26 protein-coding genes and 1 tRNA gene are annotated in these 23,798 nt (G+C 47.7%); 21 read left to right on the top strand and 6 right to left on the bottom strand.

All coding sequences use genetic code 11. The features are described from left to right. Window positions 1–45: 45 nt before the first annotated feature. Window positions 46–1,842: a recombinase family protein gene (locus L336_RS05450; protein ID WP_015641283.1), complete on the top strand. Its 1,797-nt coding sequence runs from the start codon at window positions 46–48 to the stop codon at window positions 1,840–1,842. Here the strand turns inward: L336_RS05450 and L336_RS00625 are convergent. Then, window positions 1,830–1,904, bottom strand: a tRNA-Gln gene (locus L336_RS00625). The two genes, L336_RS05450 and L336_RS00625, sit on opposite strands and share 13 nt — an antisense overlap. Before the next feature lie 396 nt (window positions 1,905–2,300). On the opposite strand from L336_RS00625, the gene L336_RS05445 reads away from it, so the two are divergent. The 6 genes from L336_RS05445 (at window position 2,301) to L336_RS00595 (ending at window position 6,789) form a co-directional block, all read left to right on the top strand. Then, the gene (locus tag L336_RS05445) at window positions 2,301–2,618 is read left to right on the top strand and encodes a YerC/YecD family TrpR-related protein (protein WP_160142748.1); all 318 of its coding nucleotides are present in this window, start codon (window positions 2,301–2,303) and stop codon (window positions 2,616–2,618) included. Window positions 2,619–2,765: 147 nt separating this feature from the next. After that, window positions 2,766–3,938: a M20 family metallopeptidase gene (locus L336_RS00615; protein ID WP_015641281.1), complete on the top strand. Its 1,173-nt coding sequence runs from the start codon at window positions 2,766–2,768 to the stop codon at window positions 3,936–3,938. After that, complete coding sequence (locus tag L336_RS00610) at window positions 3,925–4,656, top strand: hypothetical protein (protein ID WP_015641280.1); 732 nt, start codon at window positions 3,925–3,927, stop codon at window positions 4,654–4,656. Before L336_RS00615 ends, L336_RS00610 begins: the two co-directional genes overlap by 14 nt. 17 nt (window positions 4,657–4,673) lie before the next feature. Next, window positions 4,674–5,168 carry a phosphatase PAP2 family protein gene (locus tag L336_RS00605; RefSeq protein ID WP_015641279.1) on the top strand — a complete coding sequence of 165 codons (495 nt, stop codon included), beginning with the start codon at window positions 4,674–4,676 and terminating at the stop codon, window positions 5,166–5,168. A gap of 32 nt (window positions 5,169–5,200) precedes the next feature. Next, on the top strand, window positions 5,201–5,698 hold the full coding sequence (locus L336_RS00600) for a hypothetical protein (RefSeq protein ID WP_015641278.1): 498 nt from the start codon (window positions 5,201–5,203) through the stop codon (window positions 5,696–5,698). A 23-nt stretch (window positions 5,699–5,721) separates the two neighbouring features. Further along, window positions 5,722–6,789: a DNA recombination protein RmuC gene (locus L336_RS00595; protein ID WP_015641277.1), complete on the top strand. Its 1,068-nt coding sequence runs from the start codon at window positions 5,722–5,724 to the stop codon at window positions 6,787–6,789. 63 nt (window positions 6,790–6,852) lie between these two features. Here L336_RS00595 and L336_RS00590 read toward each other — a convergent pair whose 3' ends face one another. Next, complete coding sequence (locus tag L336_RS00590) at window positions 6,853–7,803, bottom strand: aquaporin (RefSeq protein WP_015641276.1); 951 nt, start codon at window positions 7,801–7,803, stop codon at window positions 6,853–6,855. 71 nt (window positions 7,804–7,874) lie between these two features. On the opposite strand from L336_RS00590, the gene L336_RS00585 reads away from it, so the two are divergent. The 7 genes from L336_RS00585 to L336_RS05440 all read left to right on the top strand — a co-directional run bounded on the left by L336_RS00585 (window position 7,875) and on the right by L336_RS05440 (window position 13,744). Then, on the top strand, window positions 7,875–8,132 hold the full coding sequence (locus L336_RS00585; RefSeq protein WP_015641275.1) for a hypothetical protein: 258 nt from the start codon (window positions 7,875–7,877) through the stop codon (window positions 8,130–8,132). A 21-nt stretch (window positions 8,133–8,153) separates the two neighbouring features. Next, entirely contained in the window at window positions 8,154–9,197 is a 1,044-nt protein-coding gene (gene pheS / locus L336_RS00580; RefSeq protein ID WP_015641274.1) for a phenylalanine--tRNA ligase subunit alpha, read from the top strand. Then, window positions 9,194–9,736, top strand: a complete 543-nt coding sequence (locus tag L336_RS00575) for an RBBP9/YdeN family alpha/beta hydrolase (RefSeq protein ID WP_015641273.1) — start codon at window positions 9,194–9,196, stop codon at window positions 9,734–9,736. The genes pheS and L336_RS00575 overlap by 4 nt, the downstream gene beginning before the upstream one ends. Before the next feature lie 11 nt (window positions 9,737–9,747). Next, entirely contained in the window at window positions 9,748–10,212 is a 465-nt protein-coding gene (locus L336_RS00570) for a cytidine/deoxycytidylate deaminase family protein (protein ID WP_015641272.1), read from the top strand. After that, window positions 10,209–10,757 (top strand): RBBP9/YdeN family alpha/beta hydrolase, encoded by a 549-nt coding sequence (locus L336_RS00565; protein WP_015641271.1) that lies wholly within the window; start codon window positions 10,209–10,211, stop codon window positions 10,755–10,757. Before L336_RS00570 ends, L336_RS00565 begins: the two co-directional genes overlap by 4 nt. Then, entirely contained in the window at window positions 10,754–13,270 is a 2,517-nt protein-coding gene (gene pheT / locus L336_RS00560; RefSeq protein WP_015641270.1) for a phenylalanine--tRNA ligase subunit beta, read from the top strand. Before L336_RS00565 ends, pheT begins: the two co-directional genes overlap by 4 nt. A gap of 90 nt (window positions 13,271–13,360) precedes the next feature. Then, the gene (locus L336_RS05440; protein WP_128569589.1) at window positions 13,361–13,744 is read left to right on the top strand and encodes a GNAT family N-acetyltransferase; all 384 of its coding nucleotides are present in this window, start codon (window positions 13,361–13,363) and stop codon (window positions 13,742–13,744) included. Here L336_RS05440 and L336_RS00555 read toward each other — a convergent pair. Beyond that, the gene (locus L336_RS00555) at window positions 13,716–14,006 is read right to left on the bottom strand and encodes a hypothetical protein (protein WP_041191107.1); all 291 of its coding nucleotides are present in this window, start codon (window positions 14,004–14,006) and stop codon (window positions 13,716–13,718) included. The genes L336_RS05440 and L336_RS00555 overlap by 29 nt on opposite strands. Before the next feature lie 57 nt (window positions 14,007–14,063). On the opposite strand from L336_RS00555, the gene L336_RS05435 reads away from it, so the two are divergent. From L336_RS05435 to L336_RS00540, 3 genes are all read left to right on the top strand, one after another. Next, on the top strand, window positions 14,064–14,600 hold the full coding sequence (locus L336_RS05435) for an NADPH-dependent FMN reductase (RefSeq protein ID WP_015641268.1): 537 nt from the start codon (window positions 14,064–14,066) through the stop codon (window positions 14,598–14,600). 18 nt (window positions 14,601–14,618) lie between these two features. Further along, window positions 14,619–16,112, top strand: a complete 1,494-nt coding sequence (locus L336_RS00545; RefSeq protein WP_015641267.1) for a DUF2779 domain-containing protein — start codon at window positions 14,619–14,621, stop codon at window positions 16,110–16,112. Window positions 16,113–16,183: 71 nt separating this feature from the next. Next, window positions 16,184–17,965, top strand: coding sequence for an ABC transporter ATP-binding protein (locus L336_RS00540; RefSeq protein ID WP_015641266.1), 1,782 nt, complete (start codon window positions 16,184–16,186; stop codon window positions 17,963–17,965). A gap of 367 nt (window positions 17,966–18,332) precedes the next feature. Here L336_RS00540 and L336_RS00530 read toward each other — a convergent pair whose 3' ends face one another. Together L336_RS00530 and L336_RS00525 are read right to left on the bottom strand one after the other, a co-directional pair. After that, window positions 18,333–18,863: a hypothetical protein gene (locus L336_RS00530; protein ID WP_015641265.1), complete on the bottom strand. Its 531-nt coding sequence runs from the start codon at window positions 18,861–18,863 to the stop codon at window positions 18,333–18,335. Further along, the gene (locus L336_RS00525) at window positions 18,857–20,119 is read right to left on the bottom strand and encodes a cytochrome ubiquinol oxidase subunit I (protein ID WP_015641264.1); all 1,263 of its coding nucleotides are present in this window, start codon (window positions 20,117–20,119) and stop codon (window positions 18,857–18,859) included. The genes L336_RS00530 and L336_RS00525 overlap by 7 nt, the downstream gene beginning before the upstream one ends. Before the next feature lie 87 nt (window positions 20,120–20,206). On the opposite strand from L336_RS00525, the gene L336_RS00520 reads away from it, so the two are divergent. From L336_RS00520 to L336_RS00510, 4 genes are read left to right on the top strand one after another with little or no spacing between them, the layout of a single operon-like run. Then, entirely contained in the window at window positions 20,207–21,403 is a 1,197-nt protein-coding gene (locus tag L336_RS00520; protein ID WP_015641263.1) for an NAD(P)/FAD-dependent oxidoreductase, read from the top strand. A gap of 42 nt (window positions 21,404–21,445) precedes the next feature. Further along, entirely contained in the window at window positions 21,446–21,607 is a 162-nt protein-coding gene (locus tag L336_RS05860; RefSeq protein WP_015641262.1) for a hypothetical protein, read from the top strand. Further along, window positions 21,604–22,131 carry an FKBP-type peptidyl-prolyl cis-trans isomerase gene (locus L336_RS05430; protein WP_015641261.1) on the top strand — a complete coding sequence of 176 codons (528 nt, stop codon included), beginning with the start codon at window positions 21,604–21,606 and terminating at the stop codon, window positions 22,129–22,131. The genes L336_RS05860 and L336_RS05430 overlap by 4 nt, the downstream gene beginning before the upstream one ends. Before the next feature lie 12 nt (window positions 22,132–22,143). Beyond that, entirely contained in the window at window positions 22,144–23,097 is a 954-nt protein-coding gene (locus L336_RS00510; protein WP_015641260.1) for an NAD(P)/FAD-dependent oxidoreductase, read from the top strand. Here the strand turns inward: L336_RS00510 and L336_RS00505 are convergent. Further along, complete coding sequence (locus tag L336_RS00505; RefSeq protein ID WP_015641259.1) at window positions 23,094–23,789, bottom strand: glycerophosphodiester phosphodiesterase; 696 nt, start codon at window positions 23,787–23,789, stop codon at window positions 23,094–23,096. The genes L336_RS00510 and L336_RS00505 overlap by 4 nt on opposite strands. Window positions 23,790–23,798 lie beyond the last annotated feature (9 nt).

Genomic DNA, 23,798 nt, shown 5'->3' with positions numbered 1-23,798 from the left:
ACATTACAGCACAAATTTTGTACACTAGTAGTAAGGATTTTATATATGCCAAAGGGTACTACTAACCGGAAAAAACGAGATATACAGTTAGCAAATGAGGCTGATCTAATAGCCCTGCAAAAACTGCAAGACCTTACTTCTTCATATCGAGAAACTGCCATTACTAGTAGCGAGAGAAGCATCAATGATCTTGCTGAATACTTTAAAGCAGCGACCAGCAATGCCAAGCAGTTACTTCCAACGGCAAAACGTAGGTATGCAATCTATTTGCGTAAGTCTACTGATAGTGAAGACAAGCAAGTGCGTTCGATAGATGATCAACGTAAGGAATGTTTAGTACTTGCTAGCAATACAGTTAAGACAGTGATTCGAGATGAAGACATATTCGAAGAACATGCATCAGCTAAAAAGTCCGGTAATCGACCGATATTCAATGAAATGCTGCAAGGCTTTAGAACTGGAAAATATCACGGGCTTATCTCTTGGTCTCCTGATCGTTTGTCTCGCAACATGAAAGAAGCTGGTGAAGTGATTGAGATGGTTGACGAAGAGACTATACAGGATCTCCACTTCCGGACTTATGCCTTTGAGAATAACCCGAACGGCAAGATGATGCTGGGAATACTCTTCGCAACTTCAAAGCAGTACTCTGACAAATTATCAGTTGATGTGAAGCGTGGTAATACCGGGAATATCTCCGAAGGTAAATACAATGGTTCACTCAAGAAAGGCTACTACGTTGATGAAGCAACTGGGAACTTTATGCCGGATGATTATAACTGGAAATTACTTCGCAAGGCTGTTGATATGCGATTATACGAGGGTAAGAATAATCCAGAGATCGCCCAGTTCCTGCTAGATCATAAATTTACAGAACGAAAGTTTGAGAATGATAGTCCAAGATTGGTTAAATTTACGAAGAAAATGGTTGGTGATTTCTTTGCAGATCCATTCTACTTAGGACTGTACAAGTACGGCAATTTACTGACTGTACTAACGGATCAGTACAACTTTAGGCCGCTTATTTCTCCTGATGAATTCATTGCCCTGAATGCTGATATATCTAAGGACTTCGGTAAAACTAGTACGATCAAGTCTAGTAAGCCTCAGAAGCTAGACTACGGTCTGCTTCGTAACAAAGTGATCTGCGATTACTGTAGTGTTCCGATGCAATTCCAGCACCAGCCGATAACTAAGGGAACGAAAAAAGGCAGGTATGTGATTAGTTACTACTGCCGGAACAGGGTTTGTTTACGACATAACCCACAAGAACAAAAGAACCGTGGGATCAAACTCTCGAAAAGTATCCGTGCCAAATATGTACTAGCAGGTATTGAGTGGCATTTACGACATCTCACGAAACAGAGTACAGAAGCATACCGCATGTATATCAACGGCCTTGAACAGCGTATTGCATCAGATAAAGCGGTAATAAAGAACAAACTATCTGAAGCTACACAACAACTAAAAGAGAACGAACGACAGTATGCCAAGTATCAGACGTTCCAGGTTGATGATCCGGAAGAGTATAAGAAACACCACAATGGCAAACTTGAACATCACAAGCAACTAATCGAATACTACGAAGAAGCTGTTGCAGATAACAAGGCGGAACTGGCTAAATTGAACGTTACTTTGCCCACTGAGAAAGAATTTTACGAACTCACTAAATTCAAGGTGTTAGAGTTCCTTCAATCCACTGACATCACGGTACTTGATACGATATGTAATGAGTTTGTGTCGAACCTACGAGCAGGACACGACTCTACCCCTGTTATAGAACTAAAAAAACCATACGATAGCATGGTTGATTTAGGTAAGATTCCTCTTGGCTGGGGATGAGGGATTCGAACCCCCGAATGCCAGGACCAGAACCTGGTGCCTTACCACTTGGCGAATCCCCAGTATGCATATATTATACCTGAAATGTGCGGGAGTTCGAATCGGATTCGACCCACGTCCCGCGGGCTCACGACTCAGTCAAATAAGCACAGCATATTTGTGAGATCGCCTTGCAGATTGCCGACGGGCAATCTTCACTCCGAATGCCAGGACCAGTCTGCTCATCAATTTCCTTCAGAAATTGCTCGCAGACCCGCCTCAGTCGGTGAGCCCCAGGCTCATCCGGCTTCCGGCCTTGCGAACTGCCCCCATGGCAGTTCTCACCTGGTGCCTTACCACTTGGCGAATCCCCAGTAGTAGTGGAATTATATCACCGCAGGAGAGCTAACTCAAGGGCGGGCAGTGAATGAAATAAAGAGGTATTGACAAATATACTTTACTTTGGTAAAATGTATCTCATGAATACCTCCACCGTATGGAAATCACCAGAAGCGAAGCGATTTTCGCAGGTGCTTGCTGGCATTGATGACATAGCGCTCATGCAAGCATTTTTGCGTGACGTGATGACAGAAAAAGAAATACGTGAAGTTAGCACCCGTCTAAAAGCAGCAGCGCTCCTACGAGCTGGATACACATACGACCAGATCGTCAAAGAAACGCGTTTGTCGACACGTACCGTTGCGCGTATTCGTGACTGGATGGACAATGGCACCGGAGGCTACCAAGCAATTCTCTCTGGTGATCATGCCCATACACCGCCAGTTGATGTCGGCTAATTTCTATCTATTCAGATGTATGAAGCGCCGGCATTAGCTGGCGCTTTGCTTATGCATCACTAAAAACGAAGGGATAGATATGAAAAGGAAATTACAGATAGGAGTATTTGGATCAATGGCTGACTTGGCTATGCGGAGGAAAACCGTATGAACGATGTCGTATCATTGGCCGAGAAATTAGTATCGATCGCAAGCTATGTCGCTGATGGGTGTGATGAAACTGCTGTCGTCGCGTGGCTCGAACAATGGTTTGTGACGAATCTACCAGATATGAAGCTGACACGGCAACCACTCCCCGACGGTAGAGCAAACCTTTACGTCGGCGCCCCGACACCTATAGTCTTATTTGTGGGGCATATCGACACAGTACCCATATCAAACGGCTGGCAAACACCGCCGCTCACACTAACTCGTGAGAGCGGCAGACTCTATGGTTTGGGCGTAGCGGACATGAAGGGGTCAATTGCCTCACTCATGGTGGCGTTGACACGAATGAGCAAAAGTGCACGATCGACCGTAGGTATGCTCATCTATGTCGACGAAGAGTATCGATTTGCCGGTATGAAACAGGTGATCGCCGATAAGCTTTTTGTTGATCAGCCGCCAGAGCTTGTTATATCACTTGATGGAAATTTGCAACCGTTGATGGGGTGTAGAGGCCTCATCAAAATGGATATTGAAGTTATCGGCAAATCCGGTCACGCATCAAATCCCGCCAATGGTGTCAACGCTATCACGCAGCTTATGGAGAGCCTGGCATCACTTGAGCAGCAGCTGACTCAGTATACCTCGTCGGAACTGGGACAAACGACGATGAATATTGCTTACCTTAGGGGCGGCGCGACAACGGATGTTGATAATCCTGAGATACTTCAGCGCAGCGGAAATGTCATTCCAAATTATGCTGAGGGTATCATAGAGCTCCGCGTTGCCGATACGAAACTGACGGCTCAACTGGTCGAGACTCTCCTCAGACAGCTACTTCAAGAGCGTGGTCTCGAGGTAAAAAGTATTCGAGTGGGGGCTGATCTCGGTGTCTGGAATCAAACAAGAGATACGGTATCAGAACAATTTCTGAAGACGTGCTATACACAGGCTGGTATTTTGTGGCAGCCGGACGACCCTCGCTACAGGGGCTATATCGACGTTCAGTTACTCGCTGAAGTAATCGACAGTCCAATATATGTGATTGGCGCAGGCGGGGACAATCGCCATGGAGCGAATGAGTCGGCAGCAATTAGTGATCTTCAAGTTGCGGCAAACCTCTATCAATTAATAGTAGAACAATGGAATAAGGAGAATAGTGATGAAAAATCCTGAACTGAGAGTTGAAAGGGTGGAGGGTGATTTACAAGCGATTGATTTGAGCAGTCTACTGCAAATCGCTGCGGTGTATGCCGATGCATTTAAGTGGGATGAATGGAACGAATGGACAAAATGCCCAGTTGACGGTAAGTTTTTTGGTGCAACCACCTCACCGGGTGAACCAAGCGCGTGCTGTAATGAGCCGTTACAATTGGCATATCCGGCAGCAGAGACTGTCGAGTATATTCAGTGCGAACTAACTCGTCCCGGAGCCAGCTTATTCGTGCTGAAGGATGATGTGCAGATAGCAGGGTTTAGCTGGGCATTCAAATATGCTTCACCTGGGGTACTCGCGCGTGAAAAATATCGTACTGATCAAATGCGCGAGCGTGTTGTCGGTGCTCTCGCTGGCGTGGGCATCACGGGAAGTCTGTATTATTTGTCAGAGACAGGCATTCAAAAAGACGCTCGTTATCGTGGACGGGGAGTCAGTAATGATTTCTACCGATTGCGACTTGAACGTGCTCAAGCACTCGGGCTTCCAGCCGTCCAACGGACAACAATCAACAGCCCGATGTATATGACGGCACGATCAGCAGGCATGACACAGGTGATAGGTCCGATAGCGGAACGACGAGGAAGTGGCTGTACGGTCACGGGCAAGTTCGCCGGAGGGATCGAAGATAGCGAGTTATCGCCCCGTGTATTATTTGCCACAACGTTTGGAGACTAAGATAGTATACTAGGTATATGCAGTTTGTGATTAAACTCCTGGCCGATGGGCTAATGCTCCCGATAGTATTGCTTGCTGGGTACGCACTTTTGATACGAGTTCCTAAAAAAGGTCGGTACGATCGGTATACTCGTATACTGATGGCCGGTATGACGTCTTATCTCCTCGCTAAATACCTTGGAGCTGTTTGGCAGCCAGAAGCTCTTCGACCGTTCGAGCTAAGTGGTCAAATTGCCGGTGCCGCCTATCTCAACAACCCGGGCTTCCCGTCTGACCATACACTTTTTGCTAGTTTCTTGACGCTTGCAGTGTGGTATGGAACACGCCTGAAGTGGTTGACAATACTGCTCGGTGTTTTGACGGTGACGGTGGCCATCGGAAGAGTATTAGCTCTTGTCCATACACCAATCGATGTTATCGGCGGCATGATAGTAGGTGTGCTGGGAGCCGTCTGGTATATTGCTTATGGAAAAATATTTTCACAAAAACTAGTAAAAAACACAAATAGGTAGTAAAATATCATTTAACAAAGAGGAGTTGTTGGATGAAACAGGAAGTCTATAGTGAAGTGGATAATTCCACCGTCTCACCACTGGTGCAAATGTCTCTGCGTGAGCTCGTGGCTGCAATTGTCTGTGGCATTGGTGTCGGATTGATGGTGTCGGCGCTCATGTTGATAATGAATAAGTATCTATTTGGGACGGTATTGTGTCGAACAGCTGCTAGCGCCGACTGTAGCCAAGCACCACTTTACTCATTGATTGTTTCAATGGTCATCGGCGCAATCGCGGGCGTTGTGGGGCTTGCTCGCCTAAGGGTTTTTCGTCCACTTTTGACTGTTATCGCAAGTGCAGTAGCACTTTGGGGGATTGAGCCGATTGTCTTTGGGATGTCGTGGTATTGGGCCATCCTTTCGACGATGTTTCTGTTTGGTGTTTGCTACGGATTGTTCACGTGGATATCTCGTGTCCGTTCGTTCATCCTTGCCGTTGTTCTTGTGACTGTACTTGTCGTAGTTACGCGACTGATGCTGATCTCGTAGCTTGTCGATGCTATACTAGCAGTATGGAACATATCGTTATCATACTTCTTATTGTCGTAATCGTTCTCATGGCGGGTGGACTACTGTTGCTCTTTCAGCGTGTCAATGACCTAAAGCAGGGAAGTGCTGTTGAGCTGGTAAAAGCAGATATGACGGAGCTGACTCGTACTATCGCAGGGTTGCAGCAGACGATGGGCGACAAAATTGAGCGCGGGAGCACTGCTATGCAACAATCCGTACAAAAACAACTCAGTGAAAGCGCAAAAATTGTTGCCGATGTCACGCAACGTCTGGCAAAACTCGATGAGACAAATCGCCGCGTCGTTGATGTAGCGGACGAACTAAAAACGCTGCAAAATGTTTTGCAAAATCCAAAACAACGCGGTGTATTTGGTGAGTTTTATCTGAGCAGTGTCCTCGAAAACGTACTGGCTCCGGGACAGTATCAAACCCAATATAAGTTTTTAAACGGTGATGCCGTCGATGCGGTGATTTATCTTGATAAGGGGAAATTATTACCGATTGATAGTAAGTTTAGTCTCGAAAATTACAATCGAATGATCGAAGCGAGTGGCAAGGAAAGGGAAGACCTACTCACAAAAGTAAAGGGCGATCTAAAACTAAGAATTGATGAAACCTCAAAGTATATCAGGCCGAGTGAAAAAACAATGGAGTTCGCTTTTATGTTTATCCCGAGCGAATCACTCTACTATGATCTGCTTATCAATAACGTTGGCAGTGGAGGAAGTTCGCGTGACCTCATTGAGTACGCCTTTCGGGACAAGCACGTTATCATCACTAGCCCGACAAGTTTCATGGCCTATTTGCAAACGGTGTTACAGGGTTTGCGTAGTTTACAAATCGAAGAACAAGCAAAGGACATCCAATTGCGCGTCGGTAAACTTGGCCAACATATCGCAAAGTTTGATGAATACATGCACAAGCTTGGCGGTGCACTCGGTACTACTGTCAATCACTTCAACGCCGCCCACAAAGAACTCTCTAAAGTTGACAGAGACGTCGTAAAAATTGCCGAAACCACTCCTGCTGTCGAGCCACTTCTGCTCGATAAACCAAACTCGGGGGAATAAGAAGAAGCAATAAAAAACTCCTCGTGTTCCACCGAGGAGTTTTTTTATTGACCTATGCCTAACTTATAGGACGGTGTTGCGGCGTCCAGCGAGAAGCAAGTAGAGGTTGCCTCCTAAGGCAGCTCCTACGAGCGTTGCAGTGATAACCTCAATACTTAGTCGAGAGTATTGTTTGTCATTCTTGGTATCACCGGCACGGCTGAAGGCGCTATCTGGGCGCTCAGTTACCGCAAGTGCTACCGCCGGGTTGAGTGTGGCATTTGTTACACGCAAGGCGTGCGGTATCTGGTCTGGAGACGTAATGCTCGAATTAGCAAGTGATTTTTGCACGTTGGTTTGCAGGGTACTGACAAGACCACCGCCAACGACAAGACCAACCATAAGCGAGAGTCCTACGCCGAGTGCGCGGCTGGTATTTGCAAGATCTCGGCGACTCAATACTGCGCTCAGTCCGAAGACAAAGATAGCAGTTGCAGTGAGTTCAATACCGAAGACTGACCAATCAAACACATTCCAGCCCATATGACTGAAATCGAGCTTGAGTGTGCCGCCTGCAACGAGGTTCATCACAATAACGGCCAGCATGCTCCCGAGGAATTGAGCTCCCCAGTAAAATGGCACGAGTACACCCTTGAGGCGGCGCATTGTCCACTGTGCAAAGGTAACGGCTGGATTGACATGTGCACCTGAAATTGCGCCAATGGCCAGAACCAGTACCACTAACGTGAGGCCGACATAGAGCACATCGACAGTTTGTGCCGCAAGCAGCGCAACCAATGTCAGTACAAACGTACCGATCAGCTCAGCAAAAACGATGTTGACAACGTTGCCAGGAAGCGCAAGGTTCGTCCTTTCACGTTTGACGCGAACCGTAGGGTGCGCAACTGATTTTGCTGGGTGCGTAACTTCTTTTGCCAATGGTTTGACAGTTACTTTTGTTTTTGTAGTTTTGGCTGCGACGGCCGGCTTTTTGACGGTCGCTTTTTTGGTAGAAGCGGCTTTCTTGGTAGCCATTATATTCCCTCCTTATCGTGAATATGCAGCTATTATAGCATAATGAGCTCATGGTATAATACAAGTCACGCATGGGAAGATATATTGAACAAACGCAAGCACGTTCCGAATTGCAACAACGAATTGCCGCAGACTTGCGTGCAAAGGCAGCTGCTCGTGCCAAAGATGAAGGTGATCCGTCGACTGCGTATACTGCAATTGATGGTGTAGAAGACGCAGAGTATATGAAAGGTACCAAGCATACAACAAGTCTGGCCGGAGTGTGGGCAACTATCTTTTTGGCAGCGGTAGCAGTATTTATCTATTTTGTAGTCCGCGTCAACTCATAATCGTAGTATACTAAAGAGGTAATGATCGATATTGCTTCTCTTAAAGTTGAACTTGAGTCGCGGATTGCGGCCTCTGATACTCCCGCAGACATCTTAAAAAGCAAGGAGTTTCGAGAATTGTACGCGAGTATTCCGACGCTTGCTGTTGATGAGCGAAAAGAATTTGGCCAGAAAGTAAATGAGCTAAAAGAAACAATTGCGCGCGCCGTGGCGAAACGCCAAGAACAACTTAGTGCAAAAGAACTGCCAGCGATTGATATCACGGCACCGTTTGATGTAAATGCAGCAATGCCTGCGCTATTGCCTAGTGATCAAGGAACAATTCATCCGCTGATGAATGAAATCGAAACAATTAGCGACATATTCAATCGCATGGGGTTCGTGACCGAAGAGTCTCGTGAAATCGATGACCAGTACCATATGTTTGAGAGCCTAAACTTTCCCAAAGGCCATCCTGCCAGGGATGACTGGGATACTTTCATGACAGTAGAGACAGATGCGAGCGGCGATCCGCTGATTGCACCCGCCCATACCAGTACAATGCAAAATCGTGTCATGAGGAAATATCATGACAATCTCGAAAATAACCAGCCCATCGCTGTCATAGTGCCCGACAGAACATTTCGCAACGAAGACCTTGATGCCCGACACGAGCACACCTTTTATCAGGTTGAGGGGGTGTACGTGGCAAAGGGTGTTCATGCGGGTATGCTGATCGCCACGCTTCAGGCCTTCCTCGAAGAGTATTATGGCAGGCAGCTTGAAGTGCGAGTTAACCCCTTTTATTTTCCGTTTACGGAACCCAGTTTTGAGTTTGCGCTCAGCTGTCCTTTTTGCGACAAGCAGGGCTGCAACATCTGTAGCCAATCTGGGTGGATTGAGCTGCTTGGTTGCGGTATGATTCATCCGAACGTTTTGAAAGAAGCTGACATTGACCCAACGATTTACACGGGATTTGCGTTCGGTTGTGGGATTGATCGACTTGTGATGATGAAATACCAGATAGAGGACATCCGTCATCTCGAGTCGGGTAAACTAGATTTCTTGAGGCAATTTAGCGCATGACGCGTGTTGTACTACTCCACGGAAAAAATAAAACAGCGGATGATGCGTGGTATCCATGGATCAAAGCCGAGTGTACCGCGCGAACTATTGAGTGCAATGTGCCCGCATTGACTACCGAAGAAGTGCCTCGTATCGCCGATTGGCTTGCCGATATTGATGCCGTCCATCCTGATGAGGAAACAATACTGGTCGGACACTCGCGCGGCGGGATGGCTGCACTGCGCTGGCTCGAACAACCAGACCGCCCAGTTAAGCGGGTTATCCTCGTTGCCACAAACGGTGCGCACCTTGTGGATGCAGCAGGTGGGGATTTTTATTCGGGTGCCTATGACTTTGAGACTATTCGGCATAATTGCGCTGACATCGTTTTATTACATTCTCGCGATGATGAGTGGGTGCCCTATGTGGCAGCTCAGTATAATGCCGAGCATCTGGGCGGGCGGCTGATCAGCCTTGAGAATAAAAATCATTTTGGTATGCAATCGGATGGAATGGTCATGCGCGAGTTTCCGGAACTGCTCGCTGAGATAGTGAGGTAGGAACACGTACCATGGAGCAATATGAACATGCACTAAACGAGCAAGACAACGAGCTGATTACACTTGCCCGTCGTCACTTGGAACAGAAGTATCGCAAACCGCTGCATACAGTTGCAGCAGCGCTGCGCATGGCTGATGGGCATATCATCATGGGACTTAATTTTGATCATTTTTCTGGCTCAATTTGTGCAGAAGTTTCGGCACTGACGCATGCTATGAACCGCGAAAATTATGCGGTGCAAACAGTGGTAGCGGTGCGACGCAATACCGCCGGAGAGTATGTTGTTGCCAATATGTGTGGTAAATGTCGTCAGATTTTTCATGATTATGTCCCGCAAGCACGAATTATCGTCGATAGCCATGGCTCTGTTGAGGTACGCAGTATCGAAGAGTTGCTGCCGCTGGCGTTTTATCGTCATCGTGAGAAGATTAACGATGCTATGCAAGGTGTATCGGATGAGGAGATAGTGGGGTGAAAAACGCAATTATTTTTCATGGTACTGGTGAGTCGCCTGACGACCAGTGGTTTCCGTGGGTAAAGCAACAGATGGAAAAAGCGGGCTATACCGTCTCGGTACCCAATTTGCCGCAAATGAATCAGCAGCCGATTGCTGAGATGGTAAGTCAGGTATTACCGACGCTTGATCTGAATGAAGAAACAGTTCTGATCGGACACTCTGCCGGTGCGCCATTCATTCTCAGTATCCTCGAAGTATCAGGTCAAAAAATTGCTCGCGCGCTGCTCATCGCCGGCTTCTATACAGAAATTGATATGGGTCGTGAGCCAGTTCTTCAGCCGCACTATGATTGGCAGAAGCTGGCACCACTGGCAGACTACTATATGATTAACTCCACCAATGATCCGTGGAAATGCGATGATACCCAAGGTCGGTTGGCATTTGATAAACTAGGAGGGACACTCATTATCAAACAAGACGGTCATTTTGGCTCAGCAAGCCACCAGCAGGAATACAAGACATTTCCACTGGTGGCCGCAATCGCTATAGGAGCATACCAATGAAAGTAAGCCTCAACCTCATTAAACAGTTTACTTCCATCAACATACTAGTTGATGAACTTGTTGCGACGATAAACAATCAGCTTGGCGGCGTTGAGGAAGTGACCGAACTAGGCGTACGATACAAAAATATTACGATCGTAAAAGTAGTTTCCTGCGAAAAGCATCCAAATGCCGACAAACTAAGTGTGTGCAAAATCGATGATGGCCAATCAGTACGTGATGTTGACCGCGATGTTGATGGGTACGTCCAGGTCGTATGCGGTGCACCGAATGTTCACGCCAATATGTGGGCAGTATGGTTGCCGCCACACACAACTGTCCCGGCTAGCTATGCCGATGCCAAACCCTTTGTACTTGAGCCGCGAGAAATTCGTGGCGTCATGAGCAATGGAATGCTGGGAGCGGGTGATGAGCTGGCTATCAATAGTGACCACAACGGAATTATTGAACTTCGCGAAGAAGACATGCCGCCGCACATTGGCGCAAGAGGACTTGCGACTGGTCAGGATTTTGCTGAGGCAATGGGGTTAGACGACACTATTATTGATATTGAGAATAAAATGTTTACTCATCGCCCTGATTGTTTCGGTCAGTTGGGTGTGGCACGTGAAATTGCTGGGATCACCGGGCAACCGTTTCACAGCCCAGAGTGGTATACGACCCTTCCATCATTTTTATCAGCAAATAGCTTTGAGCTGACAGTCACAAATCAAGCGCTCACCCAAGTACCACGTTTTATGGCGGTTGGGTTTAGTGGTATCGAGGTAAAACCAAGTCCGCTTTGGCTACAGTGCGAATTGATACGACTTGGTAGTAAGGCGATTAACAATATTGTTGACGTGACAAATTATGTCATGCTACTTACCGCTCAGCCCACCCATGCATATGACTATGATAAATTGCGAGGTCACGCGCTTAGCGCACGCATGGCAAATAGTGGTGAGAAGGTGACGCTTCTCAACGGAAAAACGTATGAGCTCGGTAGCGATGATATTGTCATTGCAGATCAAGAGGGTCCTGTCGGTTTGGCGGGTATCATGGGCGGTAGCAATAGCGAAGTGAGCGATACGACGACTTCTATTGTGCTTGAAGTAGCCACCTTTGATATGTATACGGTCCGCAAGTCGAGCATGCGACATGGGGTTTTTTCCGACGCGCTGACTCGCTTCAATAAAGGTCAGTCACCACAGCAAAATCCGTATGTGCTCAACCTGCTGATGATGTCCATAATCGACGTGGCAGGTGGGGCTCAGGCAACCGAAGTAGTTGATGCTGGCCAAACCATCACCCCGTCCAAGGCGGTAGTTATTACTCCCTCATTTATCAATAATCGCCTAGGACTTTCACTGGCTAAACCGCAAATTACGACACTTCTTTCAAATGTTGAGATGCGCTGTGATGACGAGGTGTCAGATGATGGCGATGATGCTATTGTCGTTTTGCCGCCTTACTGGCGAATGGACATAGAGGTTCCCGAGGATGTTGTAGAGGAAGTTGGGCGGTTGTATGGTTTTGATGCCTTGCCCCGCGAATTACCCAAACGTGCTGGCGGTGTTGCCACGCGCAACAAAAATAGGGTACTCAAACAGCGTATTCGTCAGAGTCTGGCGCGCGCCGGAGCGAATGAAGTACTAACATACAGTTTTGTGCACGAGCAAGTTATGAAAAAAGCCGAGCAGGATGCCTCTCGAGCATTTCGTCTTGGAAACGCCATCAGCCCCGATCTCCATTTATATCGGTTGTCAGTACTGCCTAGCTTGTTGGACAAGGTGCATGCCAACATAAAAAATAGCTATGATGAGTTTGTGCTGTTTGAAATTGGTAAAGGCCACGACAAAGTGTCTCATCTGGCAGACGATAATGGGCTTCCTAGTGAGCCTGAGTTTGTAGATGCTGTATATGCTAGCAAAAAGCCTCGTCAGGGAGCGGCATACTATATGATGCGTCGACTCGTTTCTCAATTGGCAAAAGACCTCGGTCTTACACTCAAACTAATACCAATTGACAATGCTGATGGCATACATGCCGCGACGGTATTTGCCCCAGCTCGTAGCGCGAGGATCGAGAGCAGGCAAGGTGAATATATTGGCATAGTAGGTGAACTAAAGCAGTCGGTGAGGAAGGCGTTTAAACTACCAGACTATACTGCGGCAATGACGCTAGAGTTAGCAGGAATCGCCAATGCTGTTGAGCTAAAGCGTAACAACTATCAACCTTTGTCCCGTTATCCATCAACATCACAAGACATCTCCCTGAAAACCGCTTTCTCGGTGCCGTATGAAAAAATATTTCACTGTGTTTGGAGTGCGGCAACGGAGAAAATGGCGGGAATTGATATTCGTCTTGAGCCGGTTGCCGTCTATAGTGCAGAGGACAATACTGACAAAAAGACAACAACACTCCACATTACTTTTACCAGTTATGACAAGACGCTTACGGATCAAACGATAAATCCCGTCATGGATCACATCGCCAGTTGTGCAAAAGATGAGCTTGCCGCGGAACGGGTTTAATTGCGCGCACTCGAAATCAGACCAATCGTAGTGCCAAGATCACTACTTCCTTCGAGTGGTGATTTTCACTTCATACGAGAGGGATTGAGAGTGTATGATGCAATACATGGCGTACCTCGACCGGGTTTACCGTCGCTTCGACACGCAAATGAGATCCTACGACATTTCCGTCATGGGAATGCTGCCGTTGCCGGAATCATGGGGCAAAGAGTAGTAGGCTTGGCAAATTATTATACTGGGGGCAGAGGACAGTCTGAAGCTTGGCTCCATGGTTTGGCGGTGGACCCCGATGTACGGCGTCAACATGTCGGTACACACATGCTCGGGTTCATCCTTGATCATATGAAGTCGAGTGGGGCAAGTATCTGTAAACTTGAGTCACTGCCAGAAGCTGTCGGTTTTTATGAAGCGAACGGATTTAGAGAACACGATGAGACTGACGATGTCAATCGTCTGATGACCTATTCATTTTGATCGCCGTTAAAGCGCCTTCGTCAACTACAGGTATCTCATTAATGTCGAGCTGCATAACGCGGGCAAAGCGCTCTAGTTGCTGAAATTTGCAATAGGGTATGGGGCGGTGTTGACCGTCGTACACTCTGTAATAGTGATCATAATATGCTTGCCCGCCATTGAATTTTTTTGCAGTGGTTGGTTTGTCAATGCGTACGACGATCCATGATGAGGCGAGACTATTGATGATTCGAGCAATCTTTGCATAATGATTAAAGGCCATAAGAACAGTATAGCAATGATGGCGATGTATCAACTATTGTAAGGCGAAGGGGGATATATGGTAAAAATAGTCGTTGTAACAGGGAGCGTACGACCAAATAGCGCGGGTCAACAGGTGGTACCGTATGTAGTTAAGAAATTGCAAGAAAAAGACGCAGTAGTATCTGTCGCCGATCTCAGTAAGTTAGCGTTACCTTTTTTTGACAGCGCCCTACCACCTTCTATGGAGGGATTTAGTCCAGAACATCAATCAGTATTACAGTGGACGACGATGGTAAAAGAAGCTGATGGCGTGGTATTGGTTTCGCCAGAATACAACCATAGCCTAAGTGGTGTTCAGAAAAACGCGATCGACTGGATTTATAAAGAGTGGGAGGGTAAGCCTGTGGCATTTGTCGGCTACGGATTTTATGCTGCAAAGCATGCCTATCAACATCTAGAGTTGATGAATGAAGTGTTGCACATGAAGCTTATTGAGCCAATAGCCGGCTTACAATTTATGCAAGATCTCGCAGTCGATGGAGCAGTTCAGGATGACGAAGCTGTCTCCAAAAAAATCGACGCTACTGTGAGTGCGCTGATCGCTGCCTGCTAGATTTGCTATACTGAGGGCATGTCAGAGGTGTCCATCACAAAGTCCGATTATATGTTGTCTCGTGTGCATCCCGCTTGGTTGTGGCTCAAAAAGCATCAGCTGGAACGTCTGCCTCCTCTGACCGCTCAGCAGCAACAACGATTCGACGCGGGAAGTGCTTTTGAGCCTCTTGTTGAGCAGCGCTTTGCGGGCGCGGTTGACCTTGGGTTTAGCAACTGGTCGTCGTATCGTACACTTACTGAGCGCACCAGGGAGGCACTAGATGGTGGAGCACGGACGATTTTTCAGGGTCGGTTTGAGCATGGTCCGTTTACGTTCATTTGTGATATTGTTGATGTCGTTGACCAGAATGTTGTTGATCTGTACGAGATAAAATCAAGCACGCGCGTCAAGCCCGAACACCTTTATGATCTAGCATTTCAGTTGTTTGTCTTGGAAGGCGCCGGTTACGAGGCGCGAAATATATCGGTGATTCACGTCAATCCTTCCTTTGTGCGTCATGGTGATATTGATCCACTGGAACTAAGTAGCGTTACTGACGTGACCGAAAAAGTGAGAGCGCTGGAGGTCTCTACTGCGACCGCTGCTGCGCATGCGCTTGCCACAGTGCTCCGTCCGACAATGCCCGATCCTTCACCGTCGCTTGCGAGTAGACAAGGTCTAAGAGGCTGGCTAGAGATCCATCAAACACTCTGGCCTAGCGGTGAGGACTCGATCTACAGCAGTGTGCTTATTAGCCCGGCGTTGCTTGCGACTTGTGAAGAATTGGGCATTTCAAAGCTCGCAGATATTCCACCGCACCTTGTCGAGCGGCCAGCCCTTGTCGCGCACATCGAAGCAGCAAAAGCGGGCGGCATAAACATCGATAAACAAAAGATTCGCGAGTGGCTCTCTACGCTTGAGTACCCGCTGTATTTTCTCGATTACGAAACAGCAGCTGGTGTTGTGCCTCCTTATGATGGCGTGAAACCGTATGAACAAGTACCGTTTCAATATTCACTCCATGTGCTTGATTCTCCTGATAGTGAGGTTCGGCATGCGATGTATTTACACGAGATGGCCGATATGCCGGCTGGGCAGTTGGTGCCACACCTACTTTCGTCAATTGGTAATAACGGCTCTATTGTAGCGTGGAGTATGGGTTTTGAGCAGCGCTGCAATGAAACGATGGCGCGCCTGGTGTCAGAGTATAGTGCAGACCTTTTGGCTCTTAACGAACGAATGCGCGACCCAATAGAACTTTTCTATAAAGGTTATTATGCTGATATTCAGTTAGGCGGAAGCGCGAGCATAAAAAAGGTTCTACCGGCACTCGTCCCTGAGCTTTCCTATCGAAACATGGCGATTGCTGATGGTGCAGTTGCCCAGAAGCGGTGGATGGAGGCGGTACTTTCGTTATCTATGGATGAGTGTGAGCGACGTGTGGTATTTGACGAGCTGCGTGAGTATTGTGCACTCGATACTCTCGCTATGGTCGAGATTTTTCGGAAACTATGTGAAGTGAGTCAGTAAAAGTGGCGTATTGACGCTAGTAGCGGCTGCACGAGTCTCGGCAAATAGGTATTTCATAGTATACTAGTCAGATGAAATCAATTCGAACAATCTTTGGCTTCACCACTGGACTCGGACGCTATATGGTTGTCATCGGCTCCTTAGCGTTAATTAGCTCGCTGCTTTCCTTTGTGCCGCCGTATGTCATCAAACTTGCAACTGATTGGGTGGTAGCTATCAACGCACATCATGTCGCTTTTGACTGGAATCATATCATTTGGTTCGGGAGCGCATTGGCTGGTGTTGCACTTCTCAGCGCGCTTATTACTGATGTGAGTGGGTATGTGGGTGATCAGTTGGCAATTCGTGCTCGCCACCAGCTTTCATCGGCATACTATCGTCATCTTTTGACACTTCCTCAGCACTATTTTGACAATGAAGTGACAGGTAAAATCATTAATCGACTCAGCCGAGCGATCACAGATATTACCAATTTCTTTCAGTTTTTCTCAAACAACCTACTGCAGATGTTACTGACCACGACATTAACACTGGCGGTATTGGCATTTTATGGATGGCAATTAGCGATACTATTCGCCATACTGATACCCGCGAATCTCTATCTGACAGCACGCACAAGTGGAAAGTGGCAGGAACTCGAGAAACAAAAAAACCAACATTTTGATACTGCGAGCGGTCGCTTTGCGGAAGTGGTTGGGCAGATCCGGCTTGTCAAAAGTTTTGTGACGGAACGACGCGAATACGCACTTTTTGATGGTGAGGTTAGCAGTATGATCGCTCTCACCAGAGAGCAGTCACGGTTCTGGCATACGATGAATTTTTGGAGGGGCATGATCTTTGGCATTATTCGTGCGCTGAGTCTGCTCGTGATTTTTTATTTGGCTGGACAGGGACAGCTTTCGGTTGGTGATATCGCCATGCTCGTTGTTTTGATTCAGCAGGCAAGTATGCCGCTCAACGGTCTTAGCTTCTTTGTAGACAGCTATCAGCGCGCCGTGGCGAATAGTCGTGATTACTTGGCGGCACTTCAGGAATCGCCCGAGCCGGAAGCAAGTAGCGCGGAGCTACTGATCCAAAAGGCGGCGATTGAGTATAGGGGAGTTAATTTTTCGTATGGAGCTAAGGGAAATCAGGTACTAAAAAATATCAGTTTTTCGATTGAACCCGGGACGAAGCTGGCACTTGTCGGTGAGTCTGGAGGTGGTAAGTCGACGATCTCAAATCTTCTGATGGGGCTCTACCAACCCACTGCAGGACGCGTCGTGATCGACGGACAAGACATTAGTATGGTGTCGCGTCACAGCTTGCGAAAGAATATTGCAACGGTATTTCAGGATGCGGCGTTATTTAGTGGAACGGTGCGTGAGAATATTTCGTATGCGAAACCTGATGCAACCGATAAAGAAATTGAAAAAGCGGCCAAGGCTGCTAACGCGCATGATTTCATCTCAGCATTTCCGAATGGCTACGACACTGAAATAGGTGAGCGTGGTATCAAATTGAGTGGCGGTCAAAAACAGCGTATTTCGATCGCGCGTGCTTTGCTCAAAGACGCTCCGATTCTCATTCTCGATGAAGCCACCAGCAGTCTTGATAGTCGTGCCGAACACGAGGTGCAGCAAGCGCTCGATAGACTGATGAAAGATCGCACAACGCTAGTGATCGCGCACCGTCTTAGTACCATTGCAGAGGTAGATATGATCGTCACACTCAAGAATGGCAAGGTGGATGAGATCGGTACTCCCGCTCAGTTGAGTAAGACAAAGGGTATTTACGGTCAACTCCTTGCGCTCCAACTTGGCACCTCTGAGGCCGCCAAAAAGAAACTAGCAGAGTTTGATATCGCCGCGTAGACGAAATTAAAAAAGGGGCCCCGCATCGTTCGCGAAGCCCCTTCTTTGGGGATGTGCCGGTGCGGGGTTAACGAGAAGGCGGGGTGTTGGGCTGGGGCGGAATGCCGGGTTGGCCGATCCGACCAATCCGACCATGTCGCCAGTCGTGAGTGGTGACCTCTTGGTCGTAACCATCCAGGGTGCCAGGTTCCAGATTGGCCTGCTGTTCCCTGTCGCAGTGTATACACCTCCCGGGACCGCCTGAGTAACCGTGATAGTAACAGTCTGCCATGCTATGACACTCCTCTCTCGAGATAACCTCATCGGCTGATGAGATTATATGATAATCATAATCTTAAGTGTACAAAAAGTCAAAGTTAATATATGATCATTTTTTACGAAGAGCGGCAAAAGCACTCTTGTAAACAGCAATGATCGGGATCATGACAAAGGCGAGTGCAGGTAAGCCAACGGTGAGTACGAGATCGATGTTGGTGGTGTCGGGTATGAAGCCCTTTGTTGCGATAGCGGGAATAACAATCAATAGCGCCCAGACAAGTGAAGTAACCCCCACGAGGTAGGTGCCGAGGAGTACAAGATACATCCAGCGCGGCGGCCGCTCACGATAAAAGAGCAAAAGGTAGGTAGAGCCGCGAAGTAATAGGGTTGCCATAAGTAGCGCGATCGGCCAATAGAGCTCGCCACCAATATCTATGAGGAGACTCGAAAACGTCACCATAAACTGCGCATAAGCAAATACGAGCAGTGTATGAGTAAGCTCGGTTGAACCCTGGATAAATAATAAGGATCGACTGTGATTGCGCAGTGCAATCCGATATACCAGCCAAATCTCCAACACCGAAAAGAATAGGTACAAAAGCACCGGAATAAGTATGAGGATGTAAAGTGTTTCTACCATGATGTTTTCTCCGTGGCGCGCCAATGCCTAGTCGTATAAGCGAGTGCGAAAGCGGTTGCACAGCTAAGCACAGCAAAGAGGAGGATAAAGATAAACAGACTGTTGCCGATAGTTGCACCATGCGTAAAGGCTGCTGCGGTAGTTTGTTTTCCGGCAACAGTCCAGGTTTGACGCCCGAGTTCAGTGATAAACCAGCCTAACTCCATCATAATCATTCCGACGACACTAAGAGGGATAAAGGTGATGCTAAACCAGCGAGGAAACGACCCCTTGCGCCACAGAAAGAATATCGCACCAAGAACGAGAAGTGACGAGAGGCCAACAAGTGCCATCTTTGTATCGAATAAGAGATGGACAATGAGCGGGGGCCATTGGTAGCGCGGTACCTGGTCTAGCCCTTTTACCTCATAGGCAGTTGAATATCCTGCGAGGAGGCTCAGCATACCGGGTAGTACAATACCTCCCTCGGCTTTACCGTTGGCATCGATGTCACCACCGATACGGAGCGGTGCGTTTGACTGTGTTTTGTCGAGTAGCTCGATGGCGGCGAGTTTGGCGGGCTGTGTCTCGGCAATATTGACGGCAGATTGATGACCTAACAATGCGAGTGTTACCAGTAAAATAGCTGAAACAGCGACGAGCCGCTTGATGGTCCAATTTAGAAATGTTTTCGTAGAAGCAGGCTGTTTGTGGAGATTGCGCCACACAACATACGCGAGCACTAATAACGTTGTCGCAAAAATATAGGATGCAACTGAGTGGGACACCTCATTGATAGTTGTCGACGTCAATGTCGCTGTCGAGTTATTCATGAACGCGTTAACTGCAGTAATGAAAAATGCCGAACCTATAGAACCGATACTAATAGGAATGCTTATCAAAAAATGACGGAGCGTGCCAGTTTGCTTCATCGTACCGAGATACCATGACAAGAACGCTGCCTCAATAAGAAACATGTAGCCCTCGAGCTGAAAGAACTTCCCGACAGTCGGACGTACTTCATTCATAAATGGGGCCCAAAGCGTTGACATTTGAAGTGCAATGATTGTTCCGGTGAAAATACCACCGATCACAAACACGGCGGTCCATTTCGCGAGCAGTCGCACAAATGCTCTGAGACGTTCGCTATTTTTGCGCCACGCGTACCACTCAAATAAACTAAGCAGCACCGGGAGGCCGATGGAGAGCGCAACGATCAAAATATGAAATGCAAGCGAATGTCCAATCAGTGAACGCGCTGCTAAGAATCCATCCATAGTGACCAATTTCCTTTTACGCTTATGCTTTCATCTGCTATTATACTACCAGTGAAAAAAATAATAGTACGTTTTTTGTAAGTAGCGATGAATATTATAATTGTTGGCGGCGGATTCGGTGGTATCAAGGCAGCACTTGAGTTGTCAAAAGATAGCCGCAATCACATCACGCTTATTTCAGATAGCACAGAGTTTCAGTATTACCCAACCTTATATAGCTCCGCTACTGGACATAGTCATCTTGAATCTTGGGCTCCATTGGGCGAGATTTTCGCCGAGAGTAGTAATGTCGAAGTGTATATCGACACTATCACATCGATCGATGTAGAGCAGAAAGTTGTCGGCGGTGAGTCGGGAACCTCTTATCATTATGAAGTGTGTATTATTGCGATTGGTGTCGTGACAACCTATTTTGGTATCCCAGGACTAGAGACCTACGCCTACGGCATTAAGTCCGAAGAAGAGATCAAGCGGTTAAAACGACGGCTTTCGATTGACATCGCCGAGAATCATCATCTCGATAAAAACTACATTATTATCGGTGGCGGTCCAACCGGCGTTGAATTATCGGCGGCGATGGGAACGTATCTGAAGCGACTCATGAAGCGGTATCATATCAGAGAACGTACGGTAAATATTCGCCTGGTAGAAGCGATGCCGCGAATCTTACCTCGGCTATCAGAGCAGACAAGTCGTAGGGTAACGCGACGTCTAAAGAAACTTGGTGTGCGTGTAGAAACCGGTAAAAAAGTCGAAAGGGAGACGGCTCATGAATTAATTGTGAGCGGTGCTTCGATCGATAGTCATACCGTCATTTGGACCTCTGGAGTAACGAATCATCCATTTTTTGCTAACAATCCATCGGTGTTTCGACTGGCAAAAAATGGTCGCGTCGAAGTTGATCAATATTTGCAGGCAAATAAGGATATCTATGTCATCGGTGACAATGCGGCAACACCGTTCACTGGTCTTGCCCAGACGGCAATTCATGATGCGCGAACTGTTGCGCGTAATCTAAAGAGGCAGACATCTGGACGACCAATGAAGCCGTATAAGGCTATTTTGCCGGTGCAGGCTATACCGGTTGGAGCTAGGTGGGCAATTGTTGAGTGGCGCTGGCTTCGATTTTGTGGGTGGATTGGTGGACTAATCCGTCGAGTTGCTGATCTCGTCGGATACAGTGAGGTGTTACCGCTTGGTACCTCACTGGGGGCCTGGCGAGCTGCAAAAGTCTACGAAGACGATTACTTTGCCCCTACGATCAAGGTGAAAAAACGTCGCTAATTTGCTATACTAAAACGAGCTCAACAAACGAAAGGGACAGATGTGGCAACAACAAAGAGCCAGCGACTAGGCATTATGATTATTTTAATCGTCACCGTTGTGGGGACGATTGGGTCATTTGCGGCACTGATATTGACGACAAAAAATCAATCAGATGATGCGGCAAGACTCAAAAGGTACAAAATGATTACCAAGCAAAAGTGAAAGTATATCAGGCCCAGAAAGCTGCACAGGCAGATGAACTTTCGGCAAAATATTATTCGACATTTAGTCAGTTTGGCTCAAGAGTTGGTGTCTACGATATCGAAAGCAACAATAAAACACTACAGACACAAGACCTTATTGTCGGCGACGGCGAGGAAGTGACGGATACCACGAAGTTTGCCGCCTACTATATTCTGTGGTTACCGCGTGGCACAATCCAAGAGCAATCAATCGACCCAGCCTCGGGCAAATTGAAGTCACCGCTTGCCATTGATGGCCTGGCAACAAGTAGTTTAATCCAGGGTTGGAAAGAAGGCATGAAGGGAATGCGTCTCGGCGGCGTGCGGGAGCTGACCATCCCCTCAGATAAGGGGTATAAAGAACAGGGGACAAAAGACCAACAGGGTAATGAAGTTATTCCGCCAAACACACCACTCAAATTTATTGTGATGGCAATACCTGCGGCGGCTGAAATAACGCCGCCAACCTATCCGATGGAGCTATTTCAGGGGCTGGGACAATAAGTAAGGAGGGTGATGATGACCGATGAAACTATCCATGATGTTGTGATGATCGGTGCCGGGCCGAGTGCTCTCGCTGCCGCAATTTATACGACACGTGAGGACATCGAGACAGTATTGTACGAAAAGGCAGTTGTGGGTGGACTTGCAGCGATCACCGATAAAGTCGACAATTACCCTGGGTTTCCCGATGGCATTGAAGGGCTGACCTTGGCAGATAATCTGCAAAAACAAGCCGAGCGCTTCGGCGCAGTCATCAAGTACGGTGACGTATCTGCGGTGCGTCGTGGCCAAGACGGCATTGTGTTGACAGTTGATGGTGAAGAGGTCAAAGCACAGAGCGTACTGATTGCAACAGGAAGTGACTACAACAAATTGGGGATTCCGGGTGAAGCTGAGTATTATGGACGCGGCGTGCACTACTGCGCAACCTGTGATGGCGCGTTTTATCGTGATAAGCGGCTCGTAGTGGTCGGCGGTGGCAACTCTGGCGTGCAGGAAGCAATCTTTCTGACTCGGTTTGCGAGTCACATAGATCTGTTGGTACGTAGTACGGTCAAAGCGAGCCAGGTATTGCAAGATGAATTGCAGAAGTACGTTGATGCTGGTAAGGTTACCATTCATTTACAAACGGTACCAACTGAGATTAGCGTTGATAGCGAAACCAAGGCAATGACTGTTCGTACAGTCTCTGCGGGTCAGTCTGATGAGCTACAGGTCGACGGTACCTTTGTATTCATTGGTCTCAAACCGAACACAGAGTTTTTGGTTGGGAGCGGGGTTGAACTTGACCCGATCGGGCATATCATCACCAATGAACATCTCGAGACGGCCGTACCCGGTATCTTTGCCAGCGGCGATGTTCGCAGTGGGGCGACAATGCAAGTAGCCAGTGCGGTTGGTGAAGGAGCCACGGCTGCCCTCAATATTCGAGAATATCTCGATGCTCTATCATCCGCAAAAAACTAGTTTGAATTGTTTAATACCTCAACAAGTATATCGGGATAGTTGGTAACGATACCATCCACCCCTTGGGCTTCGAGTCGCAGGGCGGCCTCGGGCCGGTTGACGGTATAGACATAGGTAAATAACCCGATTCGATGAGCAATATCGAGGGCGAATGAGTTTATGGTCAATCGATGAAAACCGACTGCCGAAAGTCGTAAACTGCGTTCAAAAGCAATGAAGGTAAAGGGGTTTTCTCGGTGGAGTAGTGCAATATTGGCTCGCTGTGATGCGCGGCGTATCGAGCGAAGTTCACCCACGTGGAAAGAAGACAGGAGGATAGTGTCCCAGTCCTGAGGTCGTGTTATGTAGTCTTTTGCGAGGAGCGCCACGACTGCTTTGCCTGCTCCGCGGCTTTTGATTTCAATATTGAGTATGATTTTCCCAAAATAAGCATCGAGTGCTTCTCTGAGCGTTGGAACTGGCATGTCGGGAGTTCGCTCCTGTAGCTCAGCAAGGGTAAGTCCGCTCACGGCAACGAGCTGGCGGTGTGTACGCATCAAACGAGAATCGTGAATGATAACCAACTGGTTATCTTTTGTCAGCCGTACGTCACATTCAAGCATGTCGGCACCAGCATCGACTCCAGCCTGCAATGCGGCAAGCGTATTTTCGGGTGCGAGACCTTTTGCTCCGCGATGACCGATAATTAACATACTGTCATT

Source organism: Candidatus Saccharimonas aalborgensis, assembly GCF_000392435.1.
GTDB lineage: Bacteria > Patescibacteriota > Saccharimonadia > Saccharimonadales > Saccharimonadaceae > Saccharimonas > Saccharimonas aalborgensis.
The sequence above is the reverse complement of the archived record's forward strand: the minus strand, read 5'-3'. Positions and strand labels throughout refer to the sequence as shown.

Bases quoted from the DNA above. Each gene is read 5' to 3' on its own strand.
- L336_RS05450 (WP_015641283.1), top strand. From the start codon at position 46: ATGCCAAAGGGTACTACTAACCGGAAAAAACGAGATATACAGTTAGCA.
- L336_RS05445 (WP_160142748.1), top strand. From the start codon at position 2,301: ATGAATACCTCCACCGTATGGAAATCACCAGAAGCGAAGCGATTTTCG.
- L336_RS00615 (WP_015641281.1), top strand. From the start codon at position 2,766: ATGAACGATGTCGTATCATTGGCCGAGAAATTAGTATCGATCGCAAGC.
- L336_RS00610 (WP_015641280.1), top strand. From the start codon at position 3,925: ATGAAAAATCCTGAACTGAGAGTTGAAAGGGTGGAGGGTGATTTACAA.
- L336_RS00605 (WP_015641279.1), top strand. From the start codon at position 4,674: ATGCAGTTTGTGATTAAACTCCTGGCCGATGGGCTAATGCTCCCGATA.
- L336_RS00600 (WP_015641278.1), top strand. From the start codon at position 5,201: ATGAAACAGGAAGTCTATAGTGAAGTGGATAATTCCACCGTCTCACCA.
- L336_RS00595 (WP_015641277.1), top strand. From the start codon at position 5,722: ATGGAACATATCGTTATCATACTTCTTATTGTCGTAATCGTTCTCATG.
- L336_RS00590 (WP_015641276.1), bottom strand. From the start codon at position 7,803: ATGGCTACCAAGAAAGCCGCTTCTACCAAAAAAGCGACCGTCAAAAAG.
- L336_RS00585 (WP_015641275.1), top strand. From the start codon at position 7,875: ATGGGAAGATATATTGAACAAACGCAAGCACGTTCCGAATTGCAACAA.
- pheS (WP_015641274.1), top strand. From the start codon at position 8,154: ATGATCGATATTGCTTCTCTTAAAGTTGAACTTGAGTCGCGGATTGCG.
- L336_RS00575 (WP_015641273.1), top strand. From the start codon at position 9,194: ATGACGCGTGTTGTACTACTCCACGGAAAAAATAAAACAGCGGATGAT.
- L336_RS00570 (WP_015641272.1), top strand. From the start codon at position 9,748: ATGGAGCAATATGAACATGCACTAAACGAGCAAGACAACGAGCTGATT.
- pheT (WP_015641270.1), top strand. From the start codon at position 10,754: ATGAAAGTAAGCCTCAACCTCATTAAACAGTTTACTTCCATCAACATA.
- L336_RS00555 (WP_041191107.1), bottom strand. From the start codon at position 14,006: ATGGCCTTTAATCATTATGCAAAGATTGCTCGAATCATCAATAGTCTC.
- L336_RS05435 (WP_015641268.1), top strand. From the start codon at position 14,064: ATGGTAAAAATAGTCGTTGTAACAGGGAGCGTACGACCAAATAGCGCG.
- L336_RS00545 (WP_015641267.1), top strand. From the start codon at position 14,619: ATGTCAGAGGTGTCCATCACAAAGTCCGATTATATGTTGTCTCGTGTG.
- L336_RS00540 (WP_015641266.1), top strand. From the start codon at position 16,184: ATGAAATCAATTCGAACAATCTTTGGCTTCACCACTGGACTCGGACGC.
- L336_RS00530 (WP_015641265.1), bottom strand. From the start codon at position 18,863: ATGGTAGAAACACTTTACATCCTCATACTTATTCCGGTGCTTTTGTAC.
- L336_RS00525 (WP_015641264.1), bottom strand. From the start codon at position 20,119: ATGGATGGATTCTTAGCAGCGCGTTCACTGATTGGACATTCGCTTGCA.
- L336_RS00520 (WP_015641263.1), top strand. From the start codon at position 20,207: ATGAATATTATAATTGTTGGCGGCGGATTCGGTGGTATCAAGGCAGCA.
- L336_RS00510 (WP_015641260.1), top strand. From the start codon at position 22,144: ATGATGACCGATGAAACTATCCATGATGTTGTGATGATCGGTGCCGGG.
- L336_RS00505 (WP_015641259.1), bottom strand. From the start codon at position 23,789: ATGTTAATTATCGGTCATCGCGGAGCAAAAGGTCTCGCACCCGAAAAT.